General features: G+C 44.8%; 14 protein-coding genes. 8 read left to right on the forward strand and 6 right to left on the reverse strand.

Features of this window, described 5'->3' with window-relative positions; translation table 11 throughout:
- Positions 1-40 precede the first annotated feature (40 nt).
- The 5 genes from VIA_RS04140 to VIA_RS04160 form a co-directional block, all read right to left on the reverse strand.
- Positions 41-1,537, reverse strand: coding sequence for a hypothetical protein (locus VIA_RS04140; RefSeq protein WP_412774859.1), 1,497 nt, complete (start codon positions 1,535-1,537; stop codon positions 41-43).
- 16 nt (positions 1,538-1,553) lie between these two features.
- Positions 1,554-2,144, reverse strand: a complete 591-nt coding sequence (locus VIA_RS04145; protein WP_004418467.1) for a hypothetical protein — start codon at positions 2,142-2,144, stop codon at positions 1,554-1,556.
- A 360-nt stretch (positions 2,145-2,504) separates the two neighbouring features.
- On the reverse strand, positions 2,505-5,369 hold the full coding sequence (gene gcvP, locus VIA_RS04150; RefSeq protein WP_004411308.1) for an aminomethyl-transferring glycine dehydrogenase: 2,865 nt from the start codon (positions 5,367-5,369) through the stop codon (positions 2,505-2,507).
- Positions 5,370-5,490: 121 nt separating this feature from the next.
- Positions 5,491-5,871 carry a glycine cleavage system protein GcvH gene (gene gcvH, locus VIA_RS04155; protein ID WP_004411309.1) on the reverse strand — a complete coding sequence of 127 codons (381 nt, stop codon included), beginning with the start codon at positions 5,869-5,871 and terminating at the stop codon, positions 5,491-5,493.
- A gap of 36 nt (positions 5,872-5,907) precedes the next feature.
- The gene (locus tag VIA_RS04160) at positions 5,908-7,203 is read right to left on the reverse strand and encodes a serine hydroxymethyltransferase (RefSeq protein WP_004411310.1); all 1,296 of its coding nucleotides are present in this window, start codon (positions 7,201-7,203) and stop codon (positions 5,908-5,910) included.
- Between the two features lie 370 nt (positions 7,204-7,573).
- On the opposite strand from VIA_RS04160, the gene VIA_RS04165 reads away from it, so the two are divergent.
- The 5 genes from VIA_RS04165 (at position 7,574) to VIA_RS04185 (ending at position 12,575) form a co-directional block, all read left to right on the forward strand.
- Complete coding sequence (locus VIA_RS04165) at positions 7,574-8,197, forward strand: helix-turn-helix domain-containing protein (RefSeq protein WP_004411311.1); 624 nt, start codon at positions 7,574-7,576, stop codon at positions 8,195-8,197.
- Positions 8,198-8,454: 257 nt separating this feature from the next.
- Positions 8,455-9,573 (forward strand): glycine cleavage system aminomethyltransferase GcvT, encoded by a 1,119-nt coding sequence (gcvT, locus tag VIA_RS04170; protein ID WP_004411312.1) that lies wholly within the window; start codon positions 8,455-8,457, stop codon positions 9,571-9,573.
- Positions 9,574-9,680: 107 nt separating this feature from the next.
- Positions 9,681-10,664: a S1 family peptidase gene (locus VIA_RS04175; protein ID WP_004411313.1), complete on the forward strand. Its 984-nt coding sequence runs from the start codon at positions 9,681-9,683 to the stop codon at positions 10,662-10,664.
- A 63-nt stretch (positions 10,665-10,727) separates the two neighbouring features.
- Positions 10,728-11,753 carry a S1 family peptidase gene (locus VIA_RS04180; RefSeq protein WP_004411314.1) on the forward strand — a complete coding sequence of 342 codons (1,026 nt, stop codon included), beginning with the start codon at positions 10,728-10,730 and terminating at the stop codon, positions 11,751-11,753.
- A 153-nt stretch (positions 11,754-11,906) separates the two neighbouring features.
- Positions 11,907-12,575: a LuxR C-terminal-related transcriptional regulator gene (locus VIA_RS04185; protein WP_004411315.1), complete on the forward strand. Its 669-nt coding sequence runs from the start codon at positions 11,907-11,909 to the stop codon at positions 12,573-12,575.
- Positions 12,576-12,635: 60 nt separating this feature from the next.
- On the opposite strand, the gene VIA_RS04190 is transcribed toward VIA_RS04185, so the two are convergent.
- Complete coding sequence (locus VIA_RS04190) at positions 12,636-12,899, reverse strand: DUF3012 domain-containing protein (RefSeq protein ID WP_004411316.1); 264 nt, start codon at positions 12,897-12,899, stop codon at positions 12,636-12,638.
- Between the two features lie 307 nt (positions 12,900-13,206).
- On the opposite strand from VIA_RS04190, the gene rbsD reads away from it, so the two are divergent.
- Genes rbsD through rbsC form a run of 3 tightly spaced genes read left to right on the forward strand, consistent with a single transcriptional unit; the run spans position 13,207 to position 16,136 of the window.
- Complete coding sequence (gene rbsD, locus VIA_RS04195) at positions 13,207-13,626, forward strand: D-ribose pyranase (protein ID WP_004411317.1); 420 nt, start codon at positions 13,207-13,209, stop codon at positions 13,624-13,626.
- 24 nt (positions 13,627-13,650) lie between these two features.
- Positions 13,651-15,156: a ribose ABC transporter ATP-binding protein RbsA gene (gene rbsA / locus VIA_RS04200; protein WP_004411318.1), complete on the forward strand. Its 1,506-nt coding sequence runs from the start codon at positions 13,651-13,653 to the stop codon at positions 15,154-15,156.
- Entirely contained in the window at positions 15,153-16,136 is a 984-nt protein-coding gene (gene rbsC / locus VIA_RS04205; RefSeq protein ID WP_004411319.1) for a ribose ABC transporter permease, read from the forward strand. Before rbsA ends, rbsC begins: the two co-directional genes overlap by 4 nt.
- Positions 16,137-16,164: the final 28 nt, after the last annotated feature.

Below are 16,164 nucleotides of genomic sequence, written 5' to 3' on the forward strand. Positions count from 1 at the left end.
ATTTTTACTAAAGCATTGATTAGCTGTTTAAAGCTAATGATCAATGACCCACGCAGAGAGTAGTAGGTAGAAAACTTGGATAAGGTGTCTTATAACGTGCCGATACATCATAGCGTCCTGACAAATGATGGGTAGCTAAATACTTCCGTTGCTGCTCATTATAAAAGTGTTGTGTTGCCTCTAGCTCAATTGCTTCACCGTCACCGGCGCATATGAAATATTCATCGTCAGTGCCTGGAAAGGCAACAGGGTTTTCATCTATCAGTCCATACCTATCGGTCATCTTTCTTGACCTCCAAATATTTTCCGCCGTACCTCGCTCAAATCTCTTCAAATCTCGCCATTGTATGAACATGAAAACATCTTTTTGGGGGAGCGACGCAATATCATTCATTACTTCATTCGGGCTTGTACAGGTATCAAATACCACCACGTTATTATCCTCGACCCTAAACTGTAGTTTATCTTCATCTGTTATATAAGAATCTACATTTTTCTTCCGCCAAGAGTCACCCCTAGGACTAAGGTAAAAAGAGGGAAAGCGTAGGCCATTGATGTCATCGATTTCAGCTGCATCAACAATGTCATAAACAGAATTGTCATGAAGTGAGTCGTAGCTCGCGCTATAGTTGAACTCAATTTTAAACAGAAAATCCTGCATCTCGGGTTTAGTGATAGATGAGAACGCTTTATCGACAGAGGCTTTGATTTTTCCAATGGATTTAGGGTGAGTGAGGTAAATCGGAATGAGTCCGTGTCCCGCGATGTCTAAATTACTAGGTGCTATAGTGGTATTGGGTGTTGGAACGCTGCCTATCCCTGTAAATTGAAGTCCATTAATCACAAGGTCTGAGGTTGATAAAATATAATCACTGTTTGGGCTGAGAGTTGGTGACGCGGGAGCGATGTGAACGACGTGAATGTTATCGGTACCGTAGCCGCGCTGAGATGTCACATGCTTGTATGATTCATTCACCCATAAGTTTCCTTGCGAATGGGCGATGTATATTAGTTTTTTCCCTGTCCACGTCTGAGAGTCGTTGATAAGATGATGCTGCATCCTCGTTTGGTCGGTGTCGGGAGCATCAACTAATAGTGTCAGTGCCTTTAGGAACTCACGGATTTGTGCGTTCAGAGTTTGACTGATGGAGTCCCTAACAAATCCCCCAAACCAAGAAAAGACAGCACTAATTTTTTGGACGATAGAGCTGTTCGCTCTACCATTAATGATGTCCCAAAACGCCTCCCACCGGTCAAATTGTTTCTGCTCTAGCTCATGAGTTCTTTGGTCAAAGGTTTCAGCGAAATCGGCCAATACGTTAAGACCGCTTCCGTCAATATAAGAATCGTTGTAGAAAAGCTGGTATTCAACAGGCTCCCCGTTGTACTGGCTGATACCTAGAGTGGATTTTATTTCATCCATCCCTGCTCTGGCTTGCTTTTGAGTTGTTGCAACGCCATTGAAGAAACCGATGGTGTAACCTTCAATTTTGCATGAGTTGGCGATTGCATTAAATGGCAGCAGAGCGGCAATCATGAGTGATATTGTTTGCCTATTCACAATAATGTGCCTCTGCATCTAGGAGTGTGCTTACGGAACCATCTAGTAGGTGATTATAAGCCAAATAAGCCATAGTGCGGGCTTTGGTGTTGTAAGTTAGCGCATCTAAGGTACTTGCTGTATTAGTTCTATCTCTTACAGGAATACCAACAAACTCTTTACAAGCGAGTACTTTGCCGTATCTATCCGCAATACCTAAAGCTTTTCTGATGTTCGCATCGGTCTTTTCAGCCCAGTCGTGATAAAGACTTTCTTGTGCTTGCCGAGCCTCTTGTTTTAAGGCCTTGCGAACTGGTTCAGTGACTTCTAACGCATCGATAAATGCCTCAATGTCATCGCGGATACCATCGTTATTTACATCAGTACCAGTAAGAGATTCGCTTCGATCGAGCAAGGGTTCAAATCTGTCATATAGCAGCCTTAGCTGATCATCAATGGTCTCTTGCGCCTTTAACTCTGCGACTAGCTCTGGGGTTTTCTCTATGTTTGATATAACAACTAGTTGCTCCGCAGAACTTTCATTTGATTCATTGCAGCCTACAATTAATATCACCGATATAGTGCAAACTAACCAATTTTTCATTTCTGTTTCCCCTAGTATTTCAAATAAATACTAGAGAATACTGATAAACTAAGGTGCTGAATAATAAAGAATTTGCATAGTGATATAAGGAGTGGTGATAGGCGCAATGAATTGTAAGCGAGCATGAACCAAGAACAAGAATTGCAAGTACTTATCGAGCAGTTTTAATCACGTTCATTGTCAAAAAGACCAGCCCTAGACATCAAGCTTAGTGACTTTCCATACTTTTACTTATTCATGAATTGCTAATGTTAGAATTCCTGAAGCTCATTTATGTCCAATAACTAGTCAAGTCTAACTAACCCAAAAACAAAAAGGCGAACCAATGGGTTCGCCTTTGTCTATTTCGATACTACAAAATTAATCTTCGTAGTTGTCGATGCTTGGGCATGAACAGATCAGGTTGCGGTCACCATATACGTTGTCTACACGGTTTACTGTTGGCCAGTATTTCCAAGACTTCGTCGCTGGTGATGGGAAGCAGCCTAGTTCGCGAGAGTATGGGCGATCCCATTCATCTTTTGAAAGATCAACTTGAGTGTGAGGTGCGTTGACTAGAGGGTTGTTCTCTAGTGGCCATTCACCATTTTTCACTTTTGCCATCTCTTCGCGGATTGCGATCATCGCCTCACAGAAGCGGTCAAGCTCTTCTAGATCTTCCGATTCCGTTGGTTCAACCATTAGCGTGCCCGCCACAGGGAACGACATGGTTGGTGCGTGGAAACCGTAGTCCATTAGACGCTTCGCGATATCTTCTTCGCTGATGCCTGTCTCTTCTTTTAGTGGACGAATATCGATAATACATTCGTGCGCTACGCGGCCGTTAGTACCACGGTAAAGAACAGGGTAGTGAGGGCGTAGACGCTCCATCACGTAGTTTGCGTTTAGGATTGCTACTTTCGTCGCGTCCGTCAGGCCAGCTTCGCCCATCATCGCGATGTAAGCCCACGAGATTGGAAGGATAGAAGCACTACCTAGGTCTGCCGCTGAAATAGCGTAATCATCGCCCTCTACACCGTTTTCAATGTGACCTGGTAGGAAAGGTGCTAGGTGCGACTTAACACCGATAGGACCCATGCCTGGACCACCACCACCGTGTGGAATACAGAACGTTTTGTGTAGGTTTAGGTGCGAAACGTCAGAGCCAATAAAGCCTGGAGATGTTAGACCAACCTGTGCATTCATGTTTGCGCCGTCTAGGTAAACCTGACCGCCTGCTGCGTGGACCATTTCGCACACTTCTTTCACTTGCTCTTCATATACGCCGTGCGTAGAAGGGTAAGTGATCATGATGCTTGATAGGTTTTCAGCGTGCTTTTCAATTTTCGCTGCTAGGTCTGTCATGTCGATGTTGCCATCTTCATCACACTTCACCACAACCACTTTCATTGACACCATTGAAGCTGTTGCAGGGTTAGTTCCGTGCGCAGAACTTGGGATCAAACAAACGTTACGGTGACCTTCACCGCGGCTGTCGTGGTAGCGTTGAATTGCGATTAGACCTGCGTACTCACCTGATGCACCTGAATTAGGCTGCAGTGAGAATGCGTCGTAGCCTGTGATTTCACATAGCTTCTCTTTTAGGTCTTTCGCAAGTGCAGAGTAACCCGCTGCTTGCTCCATTGGCGCGAATGGGTGGATAGAACCAAACTCAGGCCAAGTTACAGGGATCATTTCAGCAGCTGCGTTTAGCTTCATCGTACAGCTACCTAGCGGGATCATACCGTGAGTCAGCGAGAAGTCTTTGTTCTCAAGCTGCTTCAGGTAACGCATCATCTGCGTTTCGCTGTGGTGCGTGTTGAATACAGGGTGAGTTAGGTATTCAGATGTACGACGTAGTGCTTCTGGAATCGCCGCAAATTCGTTACCAGCGATTTCAGATGATAGTGCGTTAACTTCATCTTTCACGCCAAATACAGCAAATAGTGCTTCAATATCAGCGGTTGTGGTTGTTTCGTCACAGCTGATACCTAGTTTGCCATCTAGCTTACGTAGGTTGAGGTCAGCCGCTTGCGCTTTTGCGTATAGATCTTCAGTGTTACCAGCTGTATTGATTGTGATGGTGTCGAAGAAGCTGTTGTGAGCCAGTTCGAAACCAGATTTAGTCAGACCAGCAGCAAGAATAGCTGTCATGTGGTGAGTACGACGAGCAATCGTGCGCAGACCTTCAGCACCGTGGTAAACAGCGTAGAAAGAAGCCATGTTTGCTAGTAGCGCCTGAGCAGTACAGATGTTCGAGGTCGCTTTTTCGCGGCGGATGTGCTGCTCACGAGTTTGCATTGCCATGCGAAGTGCTTGGTTACCGTTGGTATCGATAGAAACACCGATAACACGACCTGGCATGGTACGCTTGTGCTTGTCACGTGTTGCCATAAATGCAGCGTGTGGACCACCGTAGCCCATCGGTACGCCGAAGCGTTGTGCAGAGCCGATAACAACGTCAGCGCCCATTTCACCTGCTGGTTTAAGCAGAGCAGAGGCAAGTAGGTCTGTTGCAACAGTAACTAGCGTTTTGTTTGCTTGCGCTTTTGCGATGATGTCCGTTAGGTCGCGTACTTCACCTGTTGTGCCTGGGTACTGTACTAGTGCACCAAATACATCTTGTTCAGGCAGAGATTCTAAAGACCCCACTTGTACATCAAAGCCGATGTATTTCGCGCGAGTCTTAACCACTTCTAGTGTTTGTGGGTGCACATCGTCAGCCACAAAGAATACTTTACTCTTGCTCTTACCTGCACGCTTACATAGCGTCATTGCTTCGCCAGCAGCGGTTGCTTCATCCAGTAGTGACGCATTAGCAATGTCCATTGCTGTTAGGTCCATCACCATCTGTTGGTAGTTAAGTAGCGCTTCTAGGCGGCCTTGAGAAATCTCAGGTTGATAAGGTGTGTACGCTGTGTACCAGCCTGGGTTTTCAAGCACGTTACGTAAAATAACGTTCGGCGTGAAGGTGTTGTAGTAACCTTGGCCGATGAATGTGCGTTTTACCTGGTTTTGATCGGCAAACTCGCGCATTGCAGCCAACATATCTGCTTCGCTTTTCGCTTCCGCAAGTGTCATTGGCTGTTCTAGGCGAATTTGCGCAGGAACGGTTTCGTCGATTAATGCGTCAAGGTTTGCAACGTTGATCGCGTCCAACATTTTTTGTTGGTCAGATTTGTTTGGGCCGTTGTGGCGTGCAACGAACTCATTTTGTGTGCTGAGGCTTTGAAGTAATTCAGTCATTGTCCTTTACCTACTCCGGAGTTCGGGTAATGGGTACCATTACTGATACATTTAATTATATGCCCGAACTTAGAAAAAAAGCTGCCATCCGAGGCGGAGGCAGCTTCTTAATGTGTCCTAATTACTCGTCTTCGACTGAGTTTTCGTACTCTTCTGCATCTTTAAGATTATCTAGCTCTGACGCGTCAGACATTTTCACTTTCACGATCCAACCGCCTTCGTACGGTTCTTCGTTGATAAGCTCAGGGCTGTCTTCTAGCTCTTCGTTGATTTCAACGATTTCACCAGTGATAGGCGCGTAGATATCAGACGCTGCTTTTACAGACTCAACAAGAGAGAAAGATTCACCTGCTTCGATTTCAGCTTCTACTTCTGGTAGGTCTACGAATACTACGTCACCTAACAAACCTTGTGCGTGGTCAGAAATACCGATAGTTACTGTACCGTCACCGTTGTCACGTACCCACTCGTGGCTCTCTGCAAACTTCAGTGTCTTGTCCATTGCTTAATCTCCAAATATGAATTTGATAAAAATTGTTTATTGGTAAAGAGGGAAACGGCCACAAAGTGTTTTCACTTCTTTGCGTACACGTTGTTCCACTTCAGCGTTACCTTCAGGGTTTTCAACCAACCCGTCGAGTACATCGCCAATCCAATTACCGATGAGTTTGAATTCTTCTGCGCCAAAGCCGCGGCTTGTCCCCGCAGGGGTTCCCAAACGGATGCCCGATGTAATCATAGGCTTCTCAGAGTCGAATGGGATGCCGTTTTTGTTACATGTGATTCCGGCACGTTCCAGAGCTTCTTCTGCTTTGTTACCTTTCAAGCCTTTAGGGCGAAGGTCAACCAGCATTAGGTGCGTGTCTGTACCGCCAGTCACAATGTCACAACCGCGAGTTTGCAATACTTCTGCTAGAACTTTTGCGTTATCGATCACTGAATCGATATAAGTTGAAAATTCTGGGCCTAACGCTTCACCAAATGCGACCGCTTTAGAAGCGATAACATGCATGAGTGGGCCACCTTGTAGGCCAGGGAATACCGCTGAATTGATCTTTTTGATGATGTCTTTGTGGTTGGTCAGGATCATGCCACCACGTGGGCCACGCAATGTTTTGTGTGTTGTCGTTGTCACGACATGAGCGTGTGGAAGCGGGCTAGGATGTGCGCCTGTTGCGATAAGACCTGCGATGTGTGCCATATCGACCATTAGGATCGCATCAACTTCATCGGCAATTTCGCGGAATTTCGCAAAGTCGATAGTACGTGGAATAGCACTACCACCTGCGATGATCATTTTTGGTTTATGCTCAAGCGCAAGCTCGCGAACATCTTCGTAGTTGATTTCTAGCGTTTCACGATCCACGCCATATTGAACTGCGTTGAACCACTTACCAGAAAGAGCTGGGCGAGCACCGTGAGTTAGGTGACCACCTGCATCAAGAGACATACCAAGAATCGTATCGCCCGGTTGAAGTAGTGCAAGCTTAACGGCACCGTTAGCCTGAGCACCAGAATGAGGTTGAACGTTTGCGTATTCGCACTTAAACAATTGTTTAGCGCGCTCGATAGCAATTGCCTCTACCGTGTCGACATGTTCACAACCACCGTAGTAACGGCGACCTGGATAGCCTTCTGCATACTTGTTGGTTAGGCAAGTGCCTTGTGCCTGCATTACCGCTTTAGAAACAATGTTCTCTGAAGCGATAAGCTCGATTTGTTCGTTTTGACGCGTGTTTTCCGCTTGAATTCCAGCAAATACGGCATCGTCTGTAGCAGCAAGGTTAGTAGAGAAAAAGTTCTCTAGGCTGTGGTTTTGAAACGGTTTGTTCATGGCAGATGACCTTCCATTCGTGCCAGCGAGTTTATTATGTAGGGTATTGGTACTCGCCAGTTTCTTGTTTATTACTGTTCTTTGTCTTTAGAACAGGGTGAATTTCCATGCCCCTAAATAGTGGGGAAAAACGAGTTCAATTGTTAAATCTATCAATCATTGAATTCGGAAATAACATCTCTACAACTAACAAGCTGGTAACATAGCGGTTGTCGAAGGAACAATCAACCAAAAATTTCCTATTGGAAACAAGGTTTCTATTTTTGTTAACAAGAGCACGGTTTATTTCTTGTCCGCACCTTTCCTCTATTAAACGCTTCGGGCACAATGAAAATGACACAGGAAGTAGCAAACGCATTAAGAGGGAAGCATGCCCGAAGATATCTATGATGAGTATCCATCGCTGACATTATCTAAAGAGTCAGTCGATGAAAATATTGAGCCACTTAAGTTGGGCGAGCGGATTAAAACCATTCGCGGCAAGCTGGGGATCACACTTGAAGAAGCGAGTCAGCGTACCGGCTTAGCGCGTTCAACCCTGAGTAAAATAGAGAACGAACAGATCTCTCCAACCTTCCAAGCGATGCAAAAACTGGCGATGGGACTTCAAATAGATATGCCGCAACTATTTGAACCGCCTAGAAAAAAAGTCGCCACAGGGCGCCGCGATATCACCAAAGCTAACCAAGGAAAACCACACCCAACCCCAACGTATGAACATGAACTTCTAGCCACTCAGCTTTCCAATAAGAAAATGATGCCGTTCAAGAGTCAGGTTCATGCGCGCAATTTTGAAGAGTACGGAGACTGGGTACGCCATGATGGTGAAGAGTTCCTATTGATACTTTCTGGCTCGGTGATGTTCTATTCTGAGTTCTATGAACCCGTTGAATTGAGTGAAGGCGACAGCGTTTATTATGATGCCAACATGGGTCATATGCTTATCTCGACCAGTGAACAAGATGCTCATATTCTTTGGGTTACTGCCAAGTAAAGTAATGATGATGTAAATTTCTTATAGTAAAGGCAAACGTTTGTCTTTGGTTTTTAGAAGAGTACAATAGCGCCATCTTGACGAAGAACCGTTCAAGATGGCGCTATTATTTTATCTACCCAATGTGAATATGATGTTAAATGTCACATTTTGAACTGTTCTCTCATTGTTAATAGTGCAAAATTCCTCCACTCGTGTTTATTATTGGAAACAAGGTTTCCTGTATGGAAAACGAACCTGATTAAACGGAGACAATGATGACTCAAGAATTACTGAAAACACCTTTACATGCTCTTCATGTAGAGGCTGGCGCCAAGATGGTTCCATTCGCAGGCTACGATATGCCTGTTCAATACAAACTCGGCGTGAAGAAAGAGCACTTGCATACGCGTGATGCAGCAGGTCTTTTTGATGTATCCCATATGGGCCAGCTTCGTCTACACGGTGAAGGTGCGGCAGCGTTTCTTGAATCATTAGTTCCTGTAGACATTATTGACTTACCTAAAGGCAACCAGCGCTATGCTTTCTTTACTAATGAAGAGGGCGGCATCATGGATGACCTTATGGTAGCAAACCTTGATGACCACCTATTCGTGGTAGTCAACGCGGCATGTAAAGAGCAAGATATCAATCACCTTGAAGCGCACCTCCCTTCAGGTGTGGAGTTAGAGATCATTGATGATCGCGCATTGTTAGCCTTGCAAGGTCCTAAAGCGGTAGACGTGCTTAAGCGCTTTAATGCTCAAGTGGCTGACATGGTCTTTATGGATGTGAAGAAGCTTAATATTCTTGGCGTTGAATGTATCGTGAGCCGTAGTGGCTACACTGGTGAAGATGGTTACGAAATCTCTGTACCAAACTCACACGCTGAAGAGTTAGCACAAAAGTTAACTTCAGAAAAGGAAGTAGAGTGGATTGGCTTGGGTGCACGTGATTCACTGCGCTTAGAGTGTGGCCTGTGTCTATACGGTCATGACCTAGACACAACAACGACGCCAGTAGAAGCGAGCCTACTGTGGGGCATTCAAAAGATTCGTCGTACTGGCGGTGAGCGCGAAGGCGGCTTCCCTGGTGCAGATATCATTCTTAAGCAGCTTGAAACTAAAGATGTTTCTCGTAAGCGTGTTGGTCTAGTAGGCCAAACGAAAGCGCCAGTGCGTGAAGGTGCTGAGCTGTTCGATGCGGATGATAACAAAATTGGCGTTGTAACCAGTGGTACCGCTGGGCCAAATGCAGGCAAGCCTGTTTCAATGGCTTATGTTCGTGCAGATCTGGCGGCAATTGGTACAGAAGTTTACGCCGATGTACGTGGTAAAAAGTTGGCAATGACGGTAGAAAAAATGCCATTTGTGCCACAGAGATACTTCCGCGGTTAATCAAATGTGACGAACCATTGCTTTGTGTGCTAAAACCTCTCTTAGGAGAGGTTTTTTTGTATGGCTTTTCTCGTACAATAAAACGGATTTTATAAAAGGTAGTAATTATGAGAAGTATTTCTGTTTTAGCTTCTTCTTTATTGGCATTTAGTGCTCATAGTGCAGAAGTAACCCCTTATATCGTTAACGGGACCGATATCAGTGCGTCCAGTTACCCAGATTTTGTCAGTCTTTTTTATGACCGTATAAACTACGATGGCTTGTATGGCAAAGGGCCTTACTGTGGTGGTACGTTATTGGATGAACAACATGTGTTGACTGCGGCACACTGTATTTACGGGGACTCCAACTACCAGTTATTTACCTCTGTGGTGCCACAGTTACAGAATGAAAGTGATTTTCCTAACTCCGTTCAGCAACGGGTTATGGTCAATGAGTACTACTACCCAAGTACTTACAATGACTCCACCCTTTACGATGATATTGCCATCGTAAAGCTAGCTAGCCCAATTACGGCTGTAAACACTTATGTTGCTCTTGCAGATGACAGTGAACGTGGGACTTACCGCCAGACATCAGAAGATTTTTATGCAGTTGGGCATGGCAATACCGAAAGCAATTATGATTCAACGAAAGAACTACAACGAACGAAGTTGAAATGGGTTGATAACACTACATGCGATGCTAACTATACGACCGATGCCAGCGAGAATCTATGTATGGATGGCGCAGCAACTGTAACGTATGACAATGCAACGTGTCAGGGTGACTCTGGGGGGCCACTTTATTGGAATGGTAAACAAGTCGGTATTACCAGTTTTGGTCCACAAACATGTGGTAACCCCGCTGTAACCGCAAACTCTGTGTTCACTGAAGTTGCGCTTACGAAGCACAAAGATTGGATTAACTCTGTACTAAGTGGCAATGAAGCACCAATAGTAACGGTTACTGATGCGCAAAGAAATACAGCATTAGGTATTACAACACCAACTGATTCAGGTGGCGGCGGTGGTTCGTTGGGCATATTTGTTTTATCTGCGCTCGGTTTGCTTGGCTGGAGACGTAGACTTAACTCGTCGAACTTTAAGTAATTAAATCTATAAAATAGGAGTTATCAACTAAACTAAAGATCAGTTCATCATGGATTCGATGTTATGCCTAAGTTGTATTGGTCTTTATGGTTGTTGATATACTCCTCTTGTAATTATGCTGTTGAAATTCAGCCATATATTGTCAATGGCACTAACGCGAATATCGTAAACTACCCCTCATTTTCTAGTCTCTTTTATCGTTCTGATAGCGTCTACAGTACGTCGTCATATTGCGGTGCGACCATGATCAATTCTCGGTATGTTTTGACGGCTGCCCACTGTATCTACGGTGATGACAATCTAATGCTACACACCGTAGTCGCGCCTCAACTGGAAGATGAAAGCAATTTTCTTTCCTCCCAACAAGCAAAAGCGAAAGCGTTTTATTACCTCGACAGCTACGTTGATTCTGCGAGTGCTTTGTGGCGAGACGATATCGCCATCATCGAGCTAGAAACGGCGCTGGCGGTGTCTGATTACACTTCGATACTGAACACCACAATCAATAACGCTTTCTCAGACAGTGACGAGTACAAGGCGGTTGGTCACGGTTACATCGAAGGTAATGTTGCGGGCGGCACTTTGTTACTAGAGACAGACCTTACCTACATCAGCACACAATCTTGTCAGTCCATTTATGGCAATGCCTTAACGTCAAGCCACTTGTGTTTTACCGGACCGATTCAGGGGGGGTATCGTAACTCTACTTGTAATGGAGACTCAGGCGGCCCGGTGTATTGGTATAACGGTAGCCAGTATATTCAAATTGGGATCACCAGTTTTGGTCCGGCCTCTTGCGGTGATACTAGTGTTAATGTGACCTCTGTGTTTACTGATATACATGACTACCAAGCATGGATTGGACGAGTGATTAATGGCCAAGAAGTACCAAAGGCTTATGTCGTCACCTCCGGTGGTGTGCGAACGCTGATTAATAATGATTCTAGCTCAAGGGTAGAAGCCGAATCGACACCAAGTCAGGGTAGTGAGTCGAGTGGTGGAGCGTTTGGATTATTGAGTACACTTATTTTAGCACTACTACTTTTAGTCAAGCATCCAGTCGCATTAGGCCGAAATGAGTCTAGTTAACATGTTTCTCACAAATAAGAATTGCACTACAACTGTATGAATATTATGAATGTTTCATGATTTAAACATAAGGCGTAGTTAAACCACATGTTGACTATTTGTGTCTAAACGATAGTTTTAAGTCACCGATAGAGATGCGTTGAGGTTTCCGCTATGACGAACAATGATGTTTACCAAATTACCCTTATTTCTGATATCAGTATGCAGTCGAAACTGCTGAAGGACTCATTGGAGAAAGGTCTCCCTATTCAGGTTAATATCGTTTCTTCTGACGCGTTGAGGGCGATTGACTCCAACGGTGGGAAAATCGATGAGCTAGTCTTGATTGATTTCCATTATTTAGATGATGAAAAGTTCGAGTACTACAACAGCGCTAAGACTCAAAGCAAAGCAACGATTAAGGAAATTGTGTTTAACTGCCCAGTTGAAGCTCCTTCTAGTCAGCTCTTTAAGTGGCGCAACTTAGTCGGCGTGTTTTATATCGATGATGATGTGTCATTGTTATTGAAAGGCATGGACAAGATCATGAATGACGAGATGTGGTTATCGCGTAAGGTTGCTCAGGACTATATCGAGCATTTCCGCTGTGCCAATACGGTGACCACGTCACAAGCCTATGCCAACCTGACTAAACGTGAAAAGGAAATAATGCGCTTACTTGGTCATGGGGCATCTAACGTGCAAATTGCTGATGAGTTGTTTGTCAGTGAAAACACGGTGAAAACTCATCTACACAACATCTTCAAGAAAATCAATGCAAAGAATCGCCTTCAAGCACTGCTGTGGGCCAACAATAATATTGCCTTGGAAGAGCGCGTTTAGCGTCAACCTGTAAAATCTCGATTCTAAAAAGGTCTGATATCGCTATCAGACCTTTTTTATTTAGAATACACAGTGCTTGGTGTAGCTGGCTGCGTCATTAGCGCTCCAGTCACCTTTAGGTGTTTCTTCAAGATCATTACACCAAGCTTCACTACCGACAGCATCTTGTAGCACGCAGTGTTTCGCGTAATCAACCGCGCTTTGCGCGTTCCATTCACTCTTTGGCGTATCCGCCATGTTATCGCACCAAGCCTGTGTACCGACTTCATCTTTACATGCACTCAAAGCTAATAACGTAAATAAAGCTAACGTAATTTTCTTCATCTCAATTTCCCTAATACTGTTCGGCGCAACTATACCTAAAAAGCAAAAAATGTGTGTAAGTAAAAGATTAAAACAGCGAAAAACAACCCATCGAAACGTTTCGATGGGTGAGGTAGGTCACTTTGCTTAGCTGATCTCCGGCGTCAAAGCGGATCAAATTCACACTCTATAAATTGCACTCTCGTAATTCTTGAGTGAGCGATTAATATTCTATCGAAACGTTTCGATGAGTTTTCTCTCAATAACAAGAGCGATAAAAACGACGAAACTCACGCTGGTTTGAACGTGTACTCGATAGGTCGATGAAATGAAAAAAAGTACCCTAATAAATTCTGAGCTTTCCTACTTAGTGGCTACATTGGGCCACACTGATGAAATCACTATTTGTGATGCTGGTTTGCCTATTCCCGATGAAGTTCAGCGTATCGATTTAGCGCTTACTCATGGCGTCCCTTCATTTCTAGAAACAGTTAAAGTGATCATGAGTGAATCACAAGTTGAGGGCGTGATTATTGCTGACGAGTTTGTCACGGTAAGCCCCAACCATCACGATGCGCTTGTAGAGCAGATCAAAGCGGAAAGCGAAGCGAGCGGAAAATCAATCTCAGTGACTTATGTTTCTCATGAAGAATTCAAATCTCGTACGGCGAATAGTCGTGCGGTGGTTCGTACTGGTGAATGCACACCTTATGCGAACGTGATATTTCAAGCTGGTGTGGTTTTTTAGCGCCCGTAACGGAAAGGAAGAATTATGACTCAAGCCATCTTACAGCTGAGTTCGATTGAAAAGGCTTTTCCGGGTGTGAAAGCGCTCGATAAGGCCAGCCTAAATGTGTATCCGGGGCGCGTGATGGCGCTGATGGGAGAAAATGGCGCAGGCAAATCGACCTTAATGAAAGTGCTAACTGGTATCTACTCTATGGATGCTGGGTCAATTCACTATCAAGGTGAACCCGCGGCATTTAAAGGTCCGCGAGACTCACAGCAAGCGGGCATCAGCATTATCCACCAAGAGCTCAATTTAATCCCTGAGCTGACCATTGCAGAGAATATCTTTCTCGGTAGAGAGTTCACCAGCGCATTTGGTGGGATTCAATGGGGCAAAATGTATGATGAAGCGGACAAGTTGCTAGCACGTCTTAACGTCAAACATAGTTCAAAAACCTTGCTCGGTGATTTAAGTTTGGGCGAGCAGCAAATGGTAGAGATCGCTAAAGCACTATCGTTTGAATCCAAAGTCATCATCATGGATGAGCCGACGGATGCGTTGACTGACACTGAGACTGAATCTCTGTTTAAAGTGATCAATGAGCTACGTGAACAAGGCTGCGGCATTGTTTACATCTCTCATCGCCTAAAAGAAATTTTTGAAATCTGTGATGACATTACCGTGCTACGTGACGGTAAGTTTATTGGTCAATGCCAAGTTTCAGAAACCGATGAAGATGGTCTGATTGAGATGATGGTGGGCCGTAAGCTTGATGAGCAATACCCACGCATTGATGTGACTCACGGTGAGACCTGCCTTGAAGTCATTGGTCTAACCGGCTCTGGCGTCAATGACGTGAGCTTTACCCTGAAGCGTGGCGAGATCTTAGGTATTTCAGGCTTAATGGGCGCAGGGCGTACAGAGCTGATGAAAGTAATCTATGGTGCGTTACCTAGTGAACGTGGTGTTATTAATCTTGATAATAAAACCATCAATCCAGTTAGTCCTCAAGATGGCTTAATCAATGGTATTGCGTATATCTCTGAAGACCGTAAAGGCGATGGGTTAGTCCTTGGGCTTTCAGTAAAAGAGAACATGTCTTTATGCGCTCTAGATAAATTGACCAAAGGTGGCCGTATTCAACACGGTGACGAAGTGGTGGCCGTTGAAGACTTCATCAAGCTATTCAACATCAAAACCCCAACACGAGATCAGATCATTGGCAACCTATCAGGCGGTAATCAACAAAAAGTCGCTATTGCTAAAGGGCTAATGACCAAACCTAAAGTACTGATCCTTGACGAACCAACTCGTGGTGTCGATGTCGGTGCGAAGAAAGAGATCTACCAACTGATCAACAAATTTAAAGCCGACGGTATGAGCATCATCTTAGTCTCATCAGAGATGCCAGAAGTGTTGGGCATGAGTGACCGCATTCTAGTGATGCATGAAGGTCGTATTAGTGGCGAGTTTGATGCCAAAGACACCGATCAAGAAAAACTACTCGCCTGTGCCGTAGGCAAAAAGATTAATGAGGAAGCAGCATGAGTACTAATACCATGAGCAAACCAACCGATACACACAGCAAGAAGCTGCTGAGCAAAGATTGGCTGATTGAGCAAAAGTCACTGATCGCACTATTGTTTTTAATCGTCGTGGTGTCGTTTTTAAACCCTAACTTTTTCACCGTCGACAATATTCTAAATATCTTACGCCAAACATCAATTAACGCGATTATTGCCGTTGGTATGACGCTGGTTATTTTAACCGCTGGTATCGACTTAAGTGTCGGGTCCGTCCTTGCTCTTTGTGGCGCGTTTGCCGCGAGTTTGATTGCGATGGAAGTGCCAGTGCTGATTGCAGTACCGACAGCGCTATTTGCTGGTGCCGCGCTCGGTGCGATTAGCGGCGTGATCATTGCCAAAGGTAAAGTGCAGGCATTTATTGCAACGTTGGTGACGATGACGTTATTGCGTGGTGTCACAATGGTCTACACCGACGGTCGACCAATCTCTACTGGCTTTACTGACACAGCAGACGCATTCGCTTGGTTTGGTACAGGTTACGCATTGGGTATTCCTGTTCCTGTATGGCTGATGGTGATTGTATTTGCTTCCGTTTGGTATGTACTTAACCACACTCGTTTTGGCCGCTATGTCTACGCTCTCGGCGGTAATGAATCGGCGACTCGCCTTTCAGGCATTAACGTTGATCGAGTGAAGATTGGCGTGTACGCAATCTGTGGTCTTCTGGCAGCGCTTGCAGGCATTATCGTTACTTCTCGTCTCTCTTCTGCGCAGCCGACCGCTGGTATGGGTTACGAGCTAGATGCGATTGCTGCAGTTGTACTCGGCGGTACCAGTTTGATGGGTGGTAAAGGCCGTATTATGGGAACCTTAATTGGTGCACTGATCATCGGTTTCTTGAATAACGCTCTGAACCTACTTGATGTTTCTTCTTACTACCAAATGATTGCTAAAGCAGTGGTAATCCTGCTTGCGGTACTGGTGGATAACAAAAATAAGTAACTAATAAATACCTAATTTATAACAGGTT

Source organism: Vibrio orientalis CIP 102891 = ATCC 33934 (genome assembly GCF_000176235.1).
Taxonomy (GTDB): domain Bacteria; phylum Pseudomonadota; class Gammaproteobacteria; order Enterobacterales; family Vibrionaceae; genus Vibrio; species Vibrio orientalis.

What these genes read in the sequence shown, in the direction of transcription:
- VIA_RS04140 (WP_412774859.1), bottom strand. Translation starts at nt 1,537, where the DNA reads ATGATTGCCGCTCTGCTGCCATTTAATGCAATCGCCAACTCATGCAAA.
- VIA_RS04145 (WP_004418467.1), bottom strand. Translation starts at nt 2,144, where the DNA reads ATGAAAAATTGGTTAGTTTGCACTATATCGGTGATATTAATTGTAGGC.
- gcvP (WP_004411308.1), bottom strand. Translation starts at nt 5,369, where the DNA reads ATGACTGAATTACTTCAAAGCCTCAGCACACAAAATGAGTTCGTTGCA.
- gcvH (WP_004411309.1), bottom strand. Translation starts at nt 5,871, where the DNA reads ATGGACAAGACACTGAAGTTTGCAGAGAGCCACGAGTGGGTACGTGAC.
- VIA_RS04160 (WP_004411310.1), bottom strand. Translation starts at nt 7,203, where the DNA reads ATGAACAAACCGTTTCAAAACCACAGCCTAGAGAACTTTTTCTCTACT.
- VIA_RS04165 (WP_004411311.1), top strand. Translation starts at nt 7,574, where the DNA reads ATGCCCGAAGATATCTATGATGAGTATCCATCGCTGACATTATCTAAA.
- gcvT (WP_004411312.1), top strand. Translation starts at nt 8,455, where the DNA reads ATGACTCAAGAATTACTGAAAACACCTTTACATGCTCTTCATGTAGAG.
- VIA_RS04175 (WP_004411313.1), top strand. Translation starts at nt 9,681, where the DNA reads ATGAGAAGTATTTCTGTTTTAGCTTCTTCTTTATTGGCATTTAGTGCT.
- VIA_RS04180 (WP_004411314.1), top strand. Translation starts at nt 10,728, where the DNA reads ATGCCTAAGTTGTATTGGTCTTTATGGTTGTTGATATACTCCTCTTGT.
- VIA_RS04185 (WP_004411315.1), top strand. Translation starts at nt 11,907, where the DNA reads ATGACGAACAATGATGTTTACCAAATTACCCTTATTTCTGATATCAGT.
- VIA_RS04190 (WP_004411316.1), bottom strand. Translation starts at nt 12,899, where the DNA reads ATGAAGAAAATTACGTTAGCTTTATTTACGTTATTAGCTTTGAGTGCA.
- rbsD (WP_004411317.1), top strand. Translation starts at nt 13,207, where the DNA reads ATGAAAAAAAGTACCCTAATAAATTCTGAGCTTTCCTACTTAGTGGCT.
- rbsA (WP_004411318.1), top strand. Translation starts at nt 13,651, where the DNA reads ATGACTCAAGCCATCTTACAGCTGAGTTCGATTGAAAAGGCTTTTCCG.
- rbsC (WP_004411319.1), top strand. Translation starts at nt 15,153, where the DNA reads ATGAGTACTAATACCATGAGCAAACCAACCGATACACACAGCAAGAAG.